This window comes from Bradyrhizobium sp. 170, from assembly GCF_023101085.1.
Lineage (GTDB): Bacteria > Pseudomonadota > Alphaproteobacteria > Rhizobiales > Xanthobacteraceae > Bradyrhizobium.
Map to the genome: position 1 here is coordinate 1,929,360 of NZ_CP064703.1, position 15,202 is coordinate 1,944,561.

At 59.0% G+C, this 15,202-nt stretch carries 16 protein-coding genes; 14 read left to right on the forward strand and 2 right to left on the reverse strand.

Translation table 11 applies throughout. From position 1 onward, the window contains the following. Positions 1-6: 6 nt before the first annotated feature. The gene (locus tag IVB05_RS09225) at positions 7-1,083 is read right to left on the reverse strand and encodes a LacI family DNA-binding transcriptional regulator (RefSeq protein ID WP_247518024.1); all 1,077 of its coding nucleotides are present in this window, start codon (positions 1,081-1,083) and stop codon (positions 7-9) included. A gap of 295 nt (positions 1,084-1,378) precedes the next feature. On the opposite strand from IVB05_RS09225, the gene IVB05_RS09230 reads away from it, so the two are divergent. Next, the gene (locus IVB05_RS09230) at positions 1,379-2,593 is read left to right on the forward strand and encodes a CoA transferase (RefSeq protein ID WP_247518025.1); all 1,215 of its coding nucleotides are present in this window, start codon (positions 1,379-1,381) and stop codon (positions 2,591-2,593) included. On the opposite strand, the gene IVB05_RS43490 is transcribed toward IVB05_RS09230, so the two are convergent. Beyond that, a complete protein-coding gene (locus IVB05_RS43490) occupies positions 2,590-2,721 on the reverse strand; it encodes a hypothetical protein (protein ID WP_256467417.1) in 132 nt (43 codons plus the stop codon). The two genes, IVB05_RS09230 and IVB05_RS43490, sit on opposite strands and share 4 nt — an antisense overlap. A gap of 169 nt (positions 2,722-2,890) precedes the next feature. On the opposite strand from IVB05_RS43490, the gene IVB05_RS09235 reads away from it, so the two are divergent. From IVB05_RS09235 to IVB05_RS09295, 13 genes are all read left to right on the forward strand, one after another. Next, a complete protein-coding gene (locus tag IVB05_RS09235; protein WP_247783916.1) occupies positions 2,891-3,082 on the forward strand; it encodes a hypothetical protein in 192 nt (63 codons plus the stop codon). Positions 3,083-3,625: 543 nt separating this feature from the next. Next, positions 3,626-4,924, forward strand: a complete 1,299-nt coding sequence (locus tag IVB05_RS09240; RefSeq protein WP_247783918.1) for an extracellular solute-binding protein — start codon at positions 3,626-3,628, stop codon at positions 4,922-4,924. Positions 4,925-4,971: 47 nt separating this feature from the next. Continuing rightward, on the forward strand, positions 4,972-5,826 hold the full coding sequence (locus IVB05_RS09245; RefSeq protein ID WP_247518028.1) for a sugar ABC transporter permease: 855 nt from the start codon (positions 4,972-4,974) through the stop codon (positions 5,824-5,826). Next, complete coding sequence (locus IVB05_RS09250; RefSeq protein WP_247518029.1) at positions 5,823-6,635, forward strand: carbohydrate ABC transporter permease; 813 nt, start codon at positions 5,823-5,825, stop codon at positions 6,633-6,635. The genes IVB05_RS09245 and IVB05_RS09250 overlap by 4 nt, the downstream gene beginning before the upstream one ends. Before the next feature lie 23 nt (positions 6,636-6,658). Further along, entirely contained in the window at positions 6,659-7,777 is a 1,119-nt protein-coding gene (gene ugpC / locus IVB05_RS09255; RefSeq protein ID WP_276578743.1) for a sn-glycerol-3-phosphate ABC transporter ATP-binding protein UgpC, read from the forward strand. Between the two features lie 23 nt (positions 7,778-7,800). Continuing rightward, positions 7,801-8,256 (forward strand): MaoC family dehydratase, encoded by a 456-nt coding sequence (locus tag IVB05_RS09260; protein WP_247518031.1) that lies wholly within the window; start codon positions 7,801-7,803, stop codon positions 8,254-8,256. Positions 8,257-8,371: 115 nt separating this feature from the next. Continuing rightward, a complete protein-coding gene (locus tag IVB05_RS09265; RefSeq protein WP_247783920.1) occupies positions 8,372-9,490 on the forward strand; it encodes a glycoside hydrolase family 88 protein in 1,119 nt (372 codons plus the stop codon). Positions 9,491-9,534: 44 nt separating this feature from the next. Beyond that, positions 9,535-10,464 (forward strand): dihydrodipicolinate synthase family protein, encoded by a 930-nt coding sequence (locus IVB05_RS09270; RefSeq protein WP_247783922.1) that lies wholly within the window; start codon positions 9,535-9,537, stop codon positions 10,462-10,464. Between the two features lie 67 nt (positions 10,465-10,531). Then, positions 10,532-11,704 carry a fumarylacetoacetate hydrolase family protein gene (locus IVB05_RS09275; RefSeq protein ID WP_247783924.1) on the forward strand — a complete coding sequence of 391 codons (1,173 nt, stop codon included), beginning with the start codon at positions 10,532-10,534 and terminating at the stop codon, positions 11,702-11,704. Positions 11,705-11,820: 116 nt separating this feature from the next. Then, positions 11,821-12,297, forward strand: coding sequence for an Lrp/AsnC family transcriptional regulator (locus tag IVB05_RS09280; protein WP_247783926.1), 477 nt, complete (start codon positions 11,821-11,823; stop codon positions 12,295-12,297). 461 nt (positions 12,298-12,758) lie between these two features. Further along, positions 12,759-13,160 (forward strand): transposase, encoded by a 402-nt coding sequence (locus tag IVB05_RS09285; RefSeq protein WP_247780698.1) that lies wholly within the window; start codon positions 12,759-12,761, stop codon positions 13,158-13,160. Beyond that, the gene (gene tnpB / locus IVB05_RS09290; protein ID WP_247780700.1) at positions 13,157-13,504 is read left to right on the forward strand and encodes an IS66 family insertion sequence element accessory protein TnpB; all 348 of its coding nucleotides are present in this window, start codon (positions 13,157-13,159) and stop codon (positions 13,502-13,504) included. The genes IVB05_RS09285 and tnpB overlap by 4 nt, the downstream gene beginning before the upstream one ends. Before the next feature lie 120 nt (positions 13,505-13,624). Then, positions 13,625-15,163, forward strand: coding sequence for an IS66 family transposase (locus IVB05_RS09295; RefSeq protein WP_247786632.1), 1,539 nt, complete (start codon positions 13,625-13,627; stop codon positions 15,161-15,163). Positions 15,164-15,202: the final 39 nt, after the last annotated feature.

The window sequence follows — 15,202 nt, forward strand, 5'->3', positions numbered from 1 at the left end:
GGCCCTTCATCGCGGCCGCCTTGGCAGGCGGTCGGCGGTCCGTGGTGACGCGGTGGACGACCGCATCACCAGGCGATAGGGCAACAGGACGCTCTTGGGGACGGGCCTTCCCGCGATCGCATTGATGAGATAGTCGGCTGCGCCGCGGCCTATTTCAGCGGCGGGAATACTGATCGTCGTAAGCGGCGGATCCATCTGTGCCGACAGTTCCACGTCGTCGAAACCGGTAATCGAAAGCGCCCGCGGCACGCTCAAACCCATCTTGCGGGCTTCCGTAATGGCGCCGATGGCCAGCGTGTCGGTGGTGCAGATCACGGCGGTCGTGTCGGGATGGTCAGTGAGCAGTTGGCGAAGCGCGCTTCGTCCTTGCGCGAGCGAGTGGTCGGCCTTGATGACTTGAGTCGGCTGGAGTCGGATATCGACTTCAGCGAGAGCGCGCTGGATGCCATCGAGTCGCGCGCGCGAACGGTCATTTGACGGCCGAATGTTGGCAATTGCACCGAAACGAACGTGTCCCAGGCCGAGAAGAAATTCGGTCATCTCGCGAGTGGCGCGTTCGTTGTCGATGCCAATGGCAGGAATGCCGCCGCCCGCCTTGGAGACATAAGTCGTAATGACGGGCACGCCAGTTTGCTCTACCAGAGCTCGTAACTCCCGACCGTGCGAGCCTCCCACTAGCACAATGCCGTCTATGCCGCGCTCGATGAGGCTCTGCATCTCCTGCAACTCGCGGCGTTGATCATACTGCGAATTGGCGATGAATAACGTGTAGCCGCTTTCGCTTAGTCGGTTCTGCAGGGCCTCCACGCCTTCGGCAAAGATGCCAAGGCCTAGCGTCGGAACAATCGCGCCGATCGTCCGCATGCGTCCCGATTTCAGCGCCCGGGCCGCGCTGTCCGGCGTATAGGATAGATCGGTGATGTATCGCATCACTTTATCGCGCAGTTCGGGCCTGACAATTTCTGGATGATTTAGAACCCGCGACACCGTCGCCGGCGACACGTTCGCCTTTCTCGCGACGTCCTCGATCTTCACCCTTGGCTGCGACCGGCCTTTGGGATCAGCGATCGATTTCTTGTCCATCTGATCTGCTCGGATTGTCCCATAACGGGCTGTTAACATCCGTTCGAGTTAAACCACCTGAAGCGTTGCTATCTCAAGCGCAGTGTGCACGAGATCGGTGCTTTTTCATTGAACAGTATGCGCGCGCCCAAGCCACAGCAAGCAGAGCGCGCCGGCGGCCATGCTCCGACCGTGCGGCGCTTAACGCCCTTGACTCCGCTGGTCGGGGTGACTAGAAATCATGAAAACGATTTCAGAGAGGCGGGAGTTCAGCGACATCTCCGCGAGATCGTCAGAGAGAGCCAAGCAAGAACGTATGGTCGATCTTCTCAAGGGCGTTCGGGTCCTCAGCTTCAACCACTTCCTGATGGGCCCGATGGGCGTGCAATTTCTCGCCGATCTCGGCGCGGACGTGATCGCTGTGGAGCCGCCGGACGGCGCCTTCCAGCGGAAATGGGGCGGGGCGGACAAGCAGGTAGATGGCCAATCCATGCTGCTTCTGACCGGCAATCGCAACAAGCGTAGTCTGACGCTCGATCTCAAGAAGCCGGACGCGGTTGCCGTTGCGAAAAAGCTGATCGCAACATCGGACGTCATCACCGAGAATTTCCGGCCTGGCGTGCTCAACAAGCTTGGGCTTGGCTATGAGGACGCCAGGAACATCAAGCCCGATATCATCTATGCCGCTGCGTCCGGATATGGCGCGGACGGGCCGTACGTCAATCGACCTGGCCAGGACCTCTTGGTTCAAGCGTTGGCGGGCCTTGCTACCATCACCGGAAGCCGCGAACACGGCCCGCGCGCTGTGGGTGTTTCGGCAGTTGATCATCACGGCGCCGTTCTCTTTGCGGCTGGCATCCTGGCCGCATTGGTGAGGAAAGCGCGCACTGGGCAGGGGTGTCGGGTCGATGTCAGCCTGCTGTCAGCAGCCCTCGACCTGCAGATGGAGTCCTTCACGTGCTATCTCAACGGGCAGAGACCGGACGATGTCCGCCAGCCGGGGCCGATCGCAGGATGGTATTATGACGCACCTTACGGCATCTATGCCACCCGTGACGGACACATCGCGATTTCGCTCGGATCGCTCGACGTGCTGGCGGATGTGCTTTCGCTTCCCGCCGATCAGCGCGTTCCCGACACGGAAGCTTATCGGCGGCGCGACCAGGCATCGGCAGCTATTGCGGCCAACATCGCCGAACGCACGACATCGGAGTGCCTTGCGCTGCTTGAGGCTGGCGGAATCTGGCACGCCCGCATCAATGACTATTGCGACGTCGTCGTCGACCCGCAGGTCGTTCACAATAAAAGCTTCCAGGTCGTGAAAGGGGCGACGGGGGCGCCGATTACCCTCGTCAGCCATCCCGTGTGTTACGACGGCGAGGTGCCGGAAGTACGTTTGCCGCCGCAGAAGCTCGGGGCGCAGACAGAAGAAATCCTAAAGGAGCTCGGCTACGACGCTCGGCAATTGAAGGATCTCTACGACAGAGGCGCCGTCGGCTCTCTGACATCTCTTTACTCAAAAGGGCTTTAGCGAAGGCAGCGTTTGAGGGCGCGCAGCCCTTGGGTCTCCTCTATGCCGACGTCGCGCTCGTCCATCGTCAGCAGGAAACGCGCTGGATGCAGCAGTTGATCGTGGGCGCCGGCTGGTAGCTGTCGCATGTGCCGGCTGGCATGGTGGCGTTCTGGGACCTCCAGGATCTGGCGATCCCAATACGCAGACCGATACGGTGGGCACCGCAATCGTCTGCTCGGCCTTGCTTAAAGTTAGGACTTCATCGTCGCCTCCGAGACGGCGCGGTTCGGCTTTCCGGAGATTACCGTCAATATCATGCCGGGCATCGTCCAGCTCGCGCATCAGCGCCGGCGTGAACGCGTTCAGCTTGTCGGGACGATTGATGATGAGCAGGGGCGTGCCTTTGCTGACATGTGTTCCATAACGGCGGACAGAAAGCCGACCGACAGTGTTTCCTGCACGATCCGCTTTTTTGAAACGCGTGGTACTTGGCATATTCCTCGTTGAGGTGGACGCCATACAAATCGCCACGATGCCGGGCGAATGCATATACATCATATTCTGTCACGGTCTTTGCGACGTTGGTCGGTATCGCCGATCGCAGTCATGTCAGGTCGCTTGGCCATGATGTTGGATTTGATCTTTCAAGCTGCCGGACATCCGCTAACCCCTTGAAGCAGGCTTTGCTGCCGCGGACGTGTGGGCATACTCTTCCAAATGGTGGAAGGACGCGCTGCCAGCGTTAGCACACAGTGCGAATATTTGGACTTTTCGGCGATCGCGCGCAGGGCGCTCGCAGAAGCGCGCGCACTTGTCACCGCAAAGCAATTTGTGCGTCGCAGCGAATGGATCGCACTATCCAGATGCCGATGTAACGCAAGAAAGTACAAGAAATTCGGAAAGGCGTCCTAACGCGTTGCGCTCTGTTCGCCAATACTTTCGCCGCTCATCGACGTCAGTTCTACGGCAAGGGCGCCGTCGGCTCTGAGTCTCTCAACTGAACAAGAACAAGCTTCTCCAGAAGCACGCTTTTTCTAAGAGGAGGAAACCATGGGAATGGAAAATAAGCTCGCGCGCGCGCTTCTTATCGGTGGCGCCTTCGGTGCCGTTTGCTCTTCGACGGCGGCGCAAGCGGAAACAGCGCTGAGCATCTGTTACATCAATCATCCGGTGCAAGTCGCAAACGTCGCGATCCTGCAGAAATGGGCAATCAAGCAAGGCGTCAAGCTGACTAAGACGGTAACGTCCTACACCGTCTATTTGCCGAAGATCACCCAGATGCTGACCTCCGGGACGAACGACCAATGCGACATCATCTGGAACAATGATGACTGGGGACAGGATCTCGCCCACTATCTTGAACGGCTTGATGACGTTCCGAATGCCCGCAAGGTCGAGGTGGGGCAGCTTGAGCCATTCCATACTGCCGACGGAAAGACGACGGCGGTGTCGATGACGACCACGGCCGGCATTCTGTTCTATCGCACCGACCTCATTCCCGAGGCGGAACTGCCCAAGACATGGGACGATCTCGTCAAGATCAGTCAGACCCTGCAGTCCGAAAAGAAGGTGAAGTGGGGTTATGTCGGCGGCATGAGTTACACCAACACCTTCTTCAGCTTTTGGTGGACGCTCTGGAACAACAATTGCGACATCTATGCACCCGCGTATGAGCGCGACAACAAGAAGCTTGCAGCCGACGGTTGGAAGCCGATGATTTACTCTCCGTGCCAGGTGCAGACTGCGGAGTTTTGGTGGGATGCTCTCAATAGCAAGAAAATAAGCCCGCTTGGCATGACGACCTATTCGCGCGATGAGGCGAATGCGATCTTCCAGGCTGGTGATGCCGCATTTACGGTGGCCGACACCACGTTCCTCGGCACCTTCAATAACCCCGAGAGGTCATCGGTCGCAGGAAAGGTCGGCATTGCGCCGTTTCCGGTCGGCCCGATGAGCGACGGCGTCCGCACCTGGATCGACGTCTGGGGCTGGTCAATCCCAAAAACCCTTCCAAGTGATCGCAAGACTGCGGCCAAAAAGCTGCTTGGCGCGATGCTTGGCGATTCCGACGGTCAGATCGAGCAGTGGAAGCAGACCGGGGCCCCGCCGCCAAACACCGACGTCTGGCCCACGCTCGAAAAGAACGACCTGACCTGGCGCAGGCTCCGCATGATCCTTTTCAAGCCTGATCATGTCCATGCTGCCTACTATTTCCGCAACTGGGCGACCGTGCACAAGGTCTATTCGGACACGCTGATCCGCGCAATGAAGGGCAAGCGTGAGGACATTGCTGCTACCCTTAAGGCTAGTTCCGATGCCATTCGTGCCGGCGCTGTGGCTAACGACTGATGATTGTTCGTTCCACGAAATTAGGACTCGATGAGAAAGAGCGCTTCATGCTCTTTCTCATTGCGCCGGCTGCGATCGTTCTCGCTTGCTTCGAGATCATTCCGATCTTGATCGGAATGAATGCGAGCTTCCGCGACTGGTCGCTTGTCAACCCGCAAAGGACCTGGGTCGGACTGAAGCAGTACGTCGCCGTCTTCACCGACCCTGTCTTCTTGAAGATCGTTCTGCCCAATACGTTTCTCCTGATGACCGCATCGGTTGGCCTGTCGCTTGCATTCGGCCTCGCTCTGGCATCATTGCTCAACCGTCCGTTCTTTGGCAGGGCAGTTGTGCGGACCATCATCTTGCTGCCGCTGACGATCGCGCCTGTTATCACCGCGACTATGATAAGGTGGTCTTTCAATGATCAGTTCGGCGTAATTACTAACTTCCTCTCGTATCTCGGTCTTGCCGATATCGGCTGGCTATCCGACCGCTGGCCGAGCTTTGCGCTCGTCATCATGACTGACATCTGGATCTGGACACCGTGGTTCACCATCATCCTGCTAGCCGCATTGCAGGGCCTGCCGCCCGAACCGTTCGAGGCCGCGCGGATCGATGCCGCAACGCCATGGTGTATCTTCAGGCGCATCACGATGCCAATGCTGCGTCCGGTGATCATCGTTTGTGTCCTGATCCGCGCAATTGACGCGTTTCGCACTTTCGACCAGGTCTGGATCCTGACCGGCGGCGGGCCTGCTCGATCAACGGAAGTATTCAGCGTCTACACCTATGTTCTGGCTTTCGTTGATCTGGACATCGGACGTGGCGCGGCCGCCGCCGGGGTCGGCGCGATCATCATGCTATTTGTTGGCGGCGTCCTCTATAAGCTCGTCAACCGAAGCGTGGAAGTATCGCGATGATTGCGCTCGCTCTTGATGGTCTGCGGCGTGCTATCTTTGCGATCAGCATCGTTGCTATATTCGTTCTGTTCGTCGGTCCCATTATGATCTTGGGCGTGACGTCGGTCCGTCCCGCGTCTGGCGCATTCTACATCTGGCGCGGCACCAATTTCACGCTCAACAACTTCGTCGAGGTGCTGCATCAGTCCCAGGTGCTGGAAGCGATGTGGAACAGCTTCGTGCTTTCAACATTGGCGACCATCCTCTCGCTCGGCATCACGGTCGGAAGCGGTTATATGCTGTCGCGCTTCGGCGGCTGGATCCAGCGCAGCTGGTTTGCGACCATCTACGTCTTCCGTACCGTTCCCTACATTTCCTGGGTGCTGCCGCTTTATCTGGTCAATACCCGCCTTGGGATTTACGACAGCTATCTCGGTCTGTTACTGCCGCACATCGCGGTGCACGTCTGCTTCTTCTCATGGCTGATGAAGGGCTTTTTCGACGGCGTCAACCCGTCGATGGAGTATGCGGCCCTGATCGACGGCTGCACGCGATGGGGTGCGTTCTGTCGAGTCGCGCTTCCCGCCGCTATGCCTGGGATAGCCGCGCTGGCGATCCTTTGCTGGCTCTCGACGTGGAATGAGTTTTTGTTCGCCCTGATCCTCTCTGGCAAACGCACGCCCCTAATTACGTCAACTATGGCGCAATTCGTCACCGAGACCGGAACGGAATGGAATTTGATGAGCGCGACGGCCGTGCTTGCGATGCTGCCGGCGCTGCTGGTGACCATCTTCGGTCAGAAATACGTCATTCGCGGGCTACGCATGTAGCCGGCGCGACTCAGAGGAAGGTTATGGCACAGATCGTTCTACATGATGTCGTAAAGAAGTACGGCACCTTTCAGGTTGTTCACGAGGTCAACCTCAATATCGCAGATGGTGAATTCGTGGTGCTCGTCGGTCCATCCGGATGTGGCAAGTCGACGACGCTTCGCATGATTGCGGGTCTTGAGAGCATCAGCGCGGGGACTCTCCGAATCGGCAACAAAGTCGTCAATGACGTGCCGCCAAAAGATCGGGACATCGCGATGGTGTTTCAGAACTATGCGCTTTATCAGCACATGACGGTGTTCGACAACTTGGCATTCGGGTTGCGAAACAGGAAAGTCCCTGAGATGGAAATCAGGAGCGAGGTCACCCGCGCAACGCAAATGCTTGGTCTGGAGCCTCTCCTCGCTCGCAAGCCGTTTCAACTTTCCGGCGGGCAGCAGCAGCGTGTGGCTCTCGGACGGTGTATCGTAAGGCGGCCACAAGTCTTCCTATTCGACGAGCCGCTCTCGAACCTGGATGCCAAGCTGCGTGCGCAGATGCGGATCGAGATCAAGGCGCTGCGCGAGCGCGTGCCTACCACTTCCGTCTATGTCACCCATGATCAGGTCGAGGCGATGACGCTTGGTGACCGGGTCGTAGTCATGAAGGACGGTTGGATTCAGCAGATCGGCACGCCGCTGGAGATCTACAATCGGCCGGCCAACCGGTTCGTCGCGAGCTTCATCGGGGCGCCTGCCATGAATTTTATGGAAGTCGAGCTTGTCGAAGAACACGGCGTCGTGTCGGCGCAGGCGAAGGATTTCAAAGTCGAGCTGCCGGATGAACAGGCGGCAGTCCTACGCAAGCATAGCGCCAAAACGGTGACTCTGGGTATCCGGCCCGAGCAGATCCATCTAGGCATGCCTTCCGGCAATACGGGTTCATCTTTCAGCGGGGTCGTCACCGTCACCGAGCAACTCGGCTCGGAACTGGTGATCGCTCTCAACGTTGCGGACAGCACGATCATGGTGTCGCGCATTTCGCCGGAGACCGAGGTAAGCCCTCATGCCAGGGTGCAGATGTGGGTGGATGGCAAGGCGCTGCAGTTCTTCGATCATGAAAACGGAAAGGCGATAACGTGCGCACCATGCACGTTGAGATAGCTAATAGCGGAAGGGCAAGAACAATGACTGAGATGCAGACGAAGGTTGGTGATAGCGTTCGATTCTCAAAGACAGTCGGAGAGTCCGATATCTATCTCTTTGCAGGTCTGACCGGAGATCTTTCGCAAAATCACGTAGACGACGAATTCATGAGCCATTCGATTTATGGCAAGCGCATTGCCCATGGCGCGTTGATGGTCGGATTCATATCCACGGCCTCGACCCGAATGATTGAGGAAAGCCTGAGGAAGGGTGTCGATTCGACGCCCGTGTCGCTTGGCTACGATGGCGTGCGGTTTCTAAAACCCGTCTACATCAACGACACGGTGACAGTGACCTATACCATCAGCAAAATCGACGAGGAGCGCCGCCGCACGCTCGCCAATGTGGACGTCACCAATCAGCGTGGCGAACTCGTCGCCGTAGGCAAGCATCACCTCAAATGGACGCGCAACGCGACGAACAGGCCTGCGTCCTAGGCGGTCCCCTGGAGAAGGCGATCGCAGATGTATGTAGAGGGAAGAGGCGGTCGGAAAAAAACTGGAGGAAATAGTGAGCACAGCAGGGCCCCGATGGGGAGAGGCGATCGAACGAATGCGCTGCCGAGTCGATCAGACGCTCGAGAGCCTACAATCGGAGTTCCCGCATTGGGCCGAGGCCGCGACGGGAAAATGGACGACGACTGTCGACGGCGACTGGACCGGCGGCGCGTGGCCGGGCATGTTGTGGTGGTTTGCGCGGCGAACAGGAAGCTACAGATATCAGGATGCTGCCGCGCTGTGGAGCGGCCGGCTCAAACCGCGGGCGCACCTGCAAACTGCGTTCAAGGGCTTTGGTTTCTATTACGGCGTTGCACTTGGCGACCTCCTGTGCGCGGACAAGGATGCCGCGGCATTGGCGCTGGATGCTGCCAAATCGCTGAAGAGCCAGTATGACCCGAGGCTGGACCTCATTCCGCTCGGCAGCGACGCGGAGGAGTCGGAGGACGTCGGCAATTCCTTCAGCAGTATCGATTCCTTGCAGGCGGTTCCGCTCCTGTTCTGGGCAGCGGACAAGACAGGGGAAGCGTCATTCGCCGACGTCGCTGCGCGACATACGACGCGGGTGCTGGATATTCACATGCGGCCCGATGGCTCGATTGTGCAGTCGAGCGAGCTCAATCCGGCGAACGGCGAGATCGTCCGACAGTTTACTCACAAGGGCTTTAGCGACAGCAGCGTTTGGGGAAGGGCGCAGGCCTGGGGCCTCGTCTATGCCGCAGTCGCGCTTGCCCATCTTCCTCAGGAAAAGCGTTGGATGGACCAGTTGATCGCGGGCGCCGACTGGTGGTTGTCGCATGTACCTCCCAACCTCGTGGCGTTCTGGGATTTCGACGATCCTGCGATCCCCAGTACGGAGACCGATACGGCGGCTACTGCAATCGCTTGCTCGGCGCTGCTCAAGCTGGGGCGGCTTGCGCCGTCCGCCGATCTCCGCGCGAAATATCAAGACGCAGGCGAGCGCACAGCTAGGGCTCTGATCGACGGCTATCTTACGCCTGTCGCCGCAGGGGAGAACCGTCCGCAGGGCATGCTGGTCGGCGCCTGCTTCAACAAGCGGCGCGACGCCCGCGCGCGGGACTCCGCGGCCAATGCTGAGACGATCTTCGGCTCCTATTATCTGCTGGAGTCGCTGAACGTTCTGGATGGTTTGATCGAGGCGGAAAAGATCTAGACATTCGACCGAACTCACCTCTCCCGATACGTGGGAAGCATGTCATGACAAGAGCAGATTCTCCGGTCTACAGTGGCCTGTTCCCGGTCGCTCCCACCCCGTTCACGGAAAACGGTGACCTCGACCTCGAAGGGCAGAAGCGTGTGCTTGACTGCATGATCGATCAGGGTGTCGATGGCATCTGCATTCTGGCTAATTATTCCGAGCAGTTCCTGTTGTCGGACAAGGAGCGCGACACGCTGGTCGATCTCTGCCTGTCGCATGTCGCCGGCCGCAAGCCGGTGATGGTGACATGCAGCCATTTCAGCACCCGGATCGCGGAGGAGCGGGCGCGCTATGCGACCGAGCGTGGTGCGAGCCTGTTGATGCTGATGCCGCCCTACCATGGCATGGGCCTGCGGGCGGATGAAGCGGGCATGTTGCAGCATTTCGATCGTGTTGCCGAGGCTGCGAAGATTCCAATCATGGTTCAGGATGCGCCGCTAAGCGGCGTGACGCTGACGGTGCCGTTTCTGGCGCGTTTAGCGCGTGCGGTGCCGCTCGTCAGCTATTTCAAGATCGAAGTACCTTTTGCCGCGGCAAAACTCCGCTCGCTGATCGAGGCCGGTGGCGAGTCCATCATTGGCCCATTTGACGGGGAGGAGGCGATTACCATGATGGCCGATCTCGATGCCGGCGCCACCGGCACCATGTCGAGCGCGCTGCTTCCGGATCTGTTGCGCGATGTTATCGATAATCAGAAGGCGAGACGTCGCGCAGACGCCGCGGCCGCGTACGCCCGCGTCCTGCCTTTGATCAACTTCGAGAACCGGCAATGCGGTTTGCGTGCCGCCAAGAGTGTGATGGCGGAAGGCAAGGTCATCAAATGCGAGGCGGTGCGCCATCCGCTCGAGCAGATTCATCCGGATACAAGGGCCGGGCTGATCGAGCTTGCGCAGGAAGCAAATCCTCTGGCGTTGCACTGGGGACGCTGACGACGGGACGCGGCTTGCAGTTCCGACGCGAAGGTCGAAGATACCGATGAAATCCTGAGGATTGCACATGATATCGCTGAACGCCGCATCAGTTCTGCCAGATGACGGCACCGCCGGGACACTGGTCGGCCGGGTCTGGCTGCCTTCTGCGGGCGGGCCTGCGGTGGTGGCTGTTCGGGAGAACGGCGTCTACGACTTAACCGCGCGGTTTCCGACCATGAGCATGCTGGCCGAGGAGGCTGATCCGGTTCGCGCGATTCGCGAGGTGCCCGTCACCCGGATCTCGGATCTTGATAGCATCCTAAGGAACACGCCTCCGGATAGCCGCGACTTAGGCAAGCCTTGGCTTCTGCCGCCGATCGATCTCCAGGTGTTGAAGGCCGCAGGCGTGACTTTCGCAGTCTCAATGCTGGAGCGGATGATCGAGGAGCGGGCGCTCGGGAACCCCTCGGCGGCCGCGAAAATTCGCGCTGAGGTGGCCCGCCTGGTCGGCGATGATCTTTCCAAACTCAAGCCTAGCTCACCACAGGCGATGCGATTGAAGGAGGTACTGATCGAACAGCAGGCCTGGAGCCAGTATCTCGAGGTCGGAATCGGGCGTGACGCTGAGGTTTTCACGAAGGCGCCGGTGCTGTCCTCCGTCGGAACGGGAATGGACGCGGGGCTTCATCCCAAATCGACCTGGAATAACCCGGAACCGGAGGTCGTGCTCGCGGTCTCCAGCCGCGGCAAGATTGTCGGCGCTGCACTTGGCAATGACGTCAACTTGCGCGATTTCGAGGGGCGTTCGGTACTGTTGCTGTCGAAGGCCAAGGACAACAATGCATCCTGCGCCATTGGACTGCTGCTGCGGGTGTTCGACCGGGCCTTTTCGCTCGACGATATCCGCAAGATGGACATTGCAATGACCGTCACCGGCAACGATGGGTTCATTCTCGAGGCGCATTCATCGATGTGCAAGATCAGCAGAGACCCTGAGGATCTAGTTGCGCAGACCCTCGAGCCCGCGCATCAGTGCCCTGACGGTTTCGTGTTGTTTCTTGGTACGATGTTCGCGCCGGTAAAGGACCGCGATATTGCTGGCCAAGGCTTTACCCACAAGCGCGACGATATCGTCACCATCAAATCGTCAGAGCTTGGAACACTCGTCAACCGGATGCGTCCGAGCGACGAATGCGAGCACTGGACTTTCGGCTTGACCGCATTGATGAAAAACTTGGCTGCGCGAAGATATCTGTAATCTGATTCCGCACCAAGCGCGCATAGGCGCTTCCAACGTTTACTCTACTGCCTCATCCGATCGCGAACTGCTCATCAGGTTTCCCGAATTTCGATCTCTTAAACATGGTCACAGCCATGCAACTCGACAAAATCGATGCTCGTCTTCTTGACCTCGTGCAGCGGAACAATCGTTTGAGCAGTGAAGAACTCGGCGCGAAGGTCGGTTTGTCTGCATCCGGAGTTCAGCGTCGACTGAAACGCCTACGATCGGAGCGCATCATAGAAGGAGACGTTTCAATCGTCTCCCCAAAAGCAGTCGGACGAAACGTGACACTGCTGGTTCACATTTCGTTTGAGCGTGATCGGAGCGACATAATCGATCGCTTTAAGCGGGCAATCCGCAAAATGCCTGAGGTGATGAGCGGATTCTACGTTACCGGACAGACCGACTTCGTTCTCCTCGTAACAGCAAATAATATGGAAGAGTACGAACACTTCACTCGGTGTCTAGTACACGAAAACCCAGACATAAAGCGCTTTGAAAGTATGGTCGTTTTGGACAGAGTCAAAACCGGCTTCACTTTACCAATGGCTTCTATCGCGTGCTGGTGACCAGCGAGGCGTAGGGCGGCCAGCGGTTTGAGGTCCCGCTGGAGAACCCACTCGGCGGCCGAGCTTAGGCCGTGTGGTGTTACGACAAGCGTGAATTGTGGAACGACGGCTGGCCTCGTCAGCCGAGGCGGACAGGATTGAACTGACGCTGCGATCCTATTGGACATTGATTTGGTTGTACTTTTAGGTTCGGCGATCTGCTTTTGTGTTCTTGGGTGGCGCCGTTGCTCCCTAGAGAGCACTTTACAGGAGCCGTCCGCAAGCCCGCGCCGCCCATAGCCCGTTGGCGAATAATGCTCCCAGCGCAGTGACGGAGTTGACACTCCCACCTCACTGTTCCCATTTTGTTTCAACATCAATCCATGGGGACTAATGTACGCATCCGACGAGCGCCGTCTTGCCTGACGCGTAGTATTTCGCGAAGCGTGTGACCTTAAGTCTAGCTTTAAGGTCATCAGGCGATGCGGGTCGAGGTTTTAGGCGGGTTGGAGAGGCGGCGGCGCTGGTCGCAGGATGACAAGGCGCGGATCGTCGAGGAAACGCTGGTACCGGGCGCCAAGGTGACAGATGTTGCGCGCCGCAACGGTGTCGCGGCCAGCGTCGTGTTCACCTGGCGCCGCCAGGCCCGGACGGTCGAGAAGGTCGGGACGTGTTTTGCGCCGGTGCAGATTGCCTTGGCGGTGGAGCCGAGCGCGGAAGAAGCGAAGCCGCTATCCAAGGATGACCGGCGGTTGCAGCCCGTGCCGGCCGCCCGGAACGGATTGATCGAGATCGATCTTGGCAACCGGCGACGCATCCGGGTGGATGCACAGGTTGACCCCGAGGCGCTGGCGCGGGTCCTCGACGTGCTTGAGCGCCGATGATCGCCATACCAGGCAATGTGCGGGTGTGGCTTGCGACCGGCCATACCGATATGCGCCGCGGATTCCCGAGCCTGGCGCGTCTGGTTCAGGAGAGCTTGAAGCGTGATCCGCACGCTGGTGATCTCTACGTTTTTAGGGGTCGTCGCGGCGACCTGATCAAAATCATTTGGCATGACGGCCAGGGCGCGTGTCTGTTCACGAAAAGACTGGAGCGCGGCCGATTTTTGTGGCCATCGGTGGCGGACGGCGTTGTCACGATCAGTGTTGCACAACTATCCTATCTCCTGTCCGGAATTGACTGGCGAATGCCGCAGGCAACCTGGCGTCCGCAGGCTTCCGGATAAGCTGTGGCTTTTTGACTCACGACGGAAATCTAGCGGGATTTTTAGTGGCGAATATGTTGGATTGTCGTCGTGACGACGCCCTCCGATCCGCTTCCCGCCGACCTTGCTGCTGCGCACGCAATGATCCTTGCGCAGCGCGAATTGCTGATGCTGGCAAAGAGCGAAGTGACCGTGGGCCGCCTGGAAATCGAGCGGCTGAAGCTGATGCTGGCCAAAGCACGGCGCGAACAGTTCGGGCAATCTTCTGAACGCGGCAAGCTGCTGGTCGAGCAGCTCGAGCTGGCCATCGAGGATCTTGAAGAAACCCAGGCTGAGCAGGAAACCAGGGCCGAGATCGCAGCACCAGAAGCCGCCAAACAGAAGCGTGCGCAAAATCCGCGGCTGCCTCGACGTCCCCTGCCGGACAATCTGCCTGTCGAACGTATCGTCGAACCCGCACCTTGCGCGTGTGGCAAGTGTGGCAGCGAGCGGCTGCACAAGCTTGGCGAGGTGGTGTCGAAGACCCTTGAATGCGAGCCGCGGCGCTGGAAGATCATCGAGCACGTCCGCGAGAAGTTCTCCTGCCGGGATTGCGAGGCGATCACCGAGGCGCCGGCGCCCTCACATCCGATCCCGCGCGGCTTTGCCGGGCCGAGTTTGCTGGCGATGGTGCTGGTCAACAAGTTCCTGCTGCATCAGCCGTTGAACCGCCAGAGCAAGACCTATGCTCGGGAAGGGATCGAGATCGATGTCTCGACGCTAGCGGATCGGGTCGGCGCCTGCGTGGTGGCGCTCGACCCCATTATTGAGGCGATCCGAACTCACGTCATGAGCGCGGAACGCATCCACGCCGATGACACGACGGTGCCCGTACTGGCGAAACTGAAGACTGTCATCGGCCGGATCTGGACCTACGTTCGCGATGACCGGCCGTTTGGCGGCAAAGACCCACCGGCGGCAGCGTTCCATTACTCGCGCAGTCGTGCCGGGGAACATCCACAAGGCCATCTTGCCGGCTATGTGGGCCTGATGCAGGCCGATGCCTTTGATGGGTACAACCAGCTCTACAAGGCTCAAAGGAAGCCGGCGCCGATCCTTGAAGCAGCCTGCTGGAGCCACGGCCGGAGGAAGTTTGTCGACTTGGTGAAACAGGGAGAAGCGCCGATCGCCAGCGAGGCTGTGCGGCGCATCGATATCCTCTTCGAGATCGAGCGCACCATCAACGGCAAAACGCCGGAGCAGCGGCTTGCCGTGCGCCGCGAACGATCACGGCCACTCATTGCCGAGCTTGAAATCTGGATGCGCCAGCAGCGAGCGTTGCTCTCCACCAAGAACGATACCGCAAAGGCGATCAACTACCTGCTCAACCGCTGGGCAGCGTTCACGCGCTTCCTCGACGACGGCCGCGTCTGTCTTACGAACAACGCCGCCGAACGAGCGTTGCGGGGTGTGGCGGTTGGAAGAAGAAACTGGACCTTTGCCGGTTCGGACGCGGGCGGCCATCGGGCTGCCGCTGTCTATACCTTGATCGAAACTTGCAAGATGAACGACGTCGATCCGCAAGCCTGGCTCGCTGACGTGCTGGCCAGGCTTCCAGACCACCCAGCCAACAAAGTCGACGAATTGCTTCCGTGGAATTGGAAGGCGAACCAACGGTCAAAGCCCGCCGTTGCTGCCTGAGCGCTTCGCGGATGACCATCGCGCCCGCCTGGGGTGCTG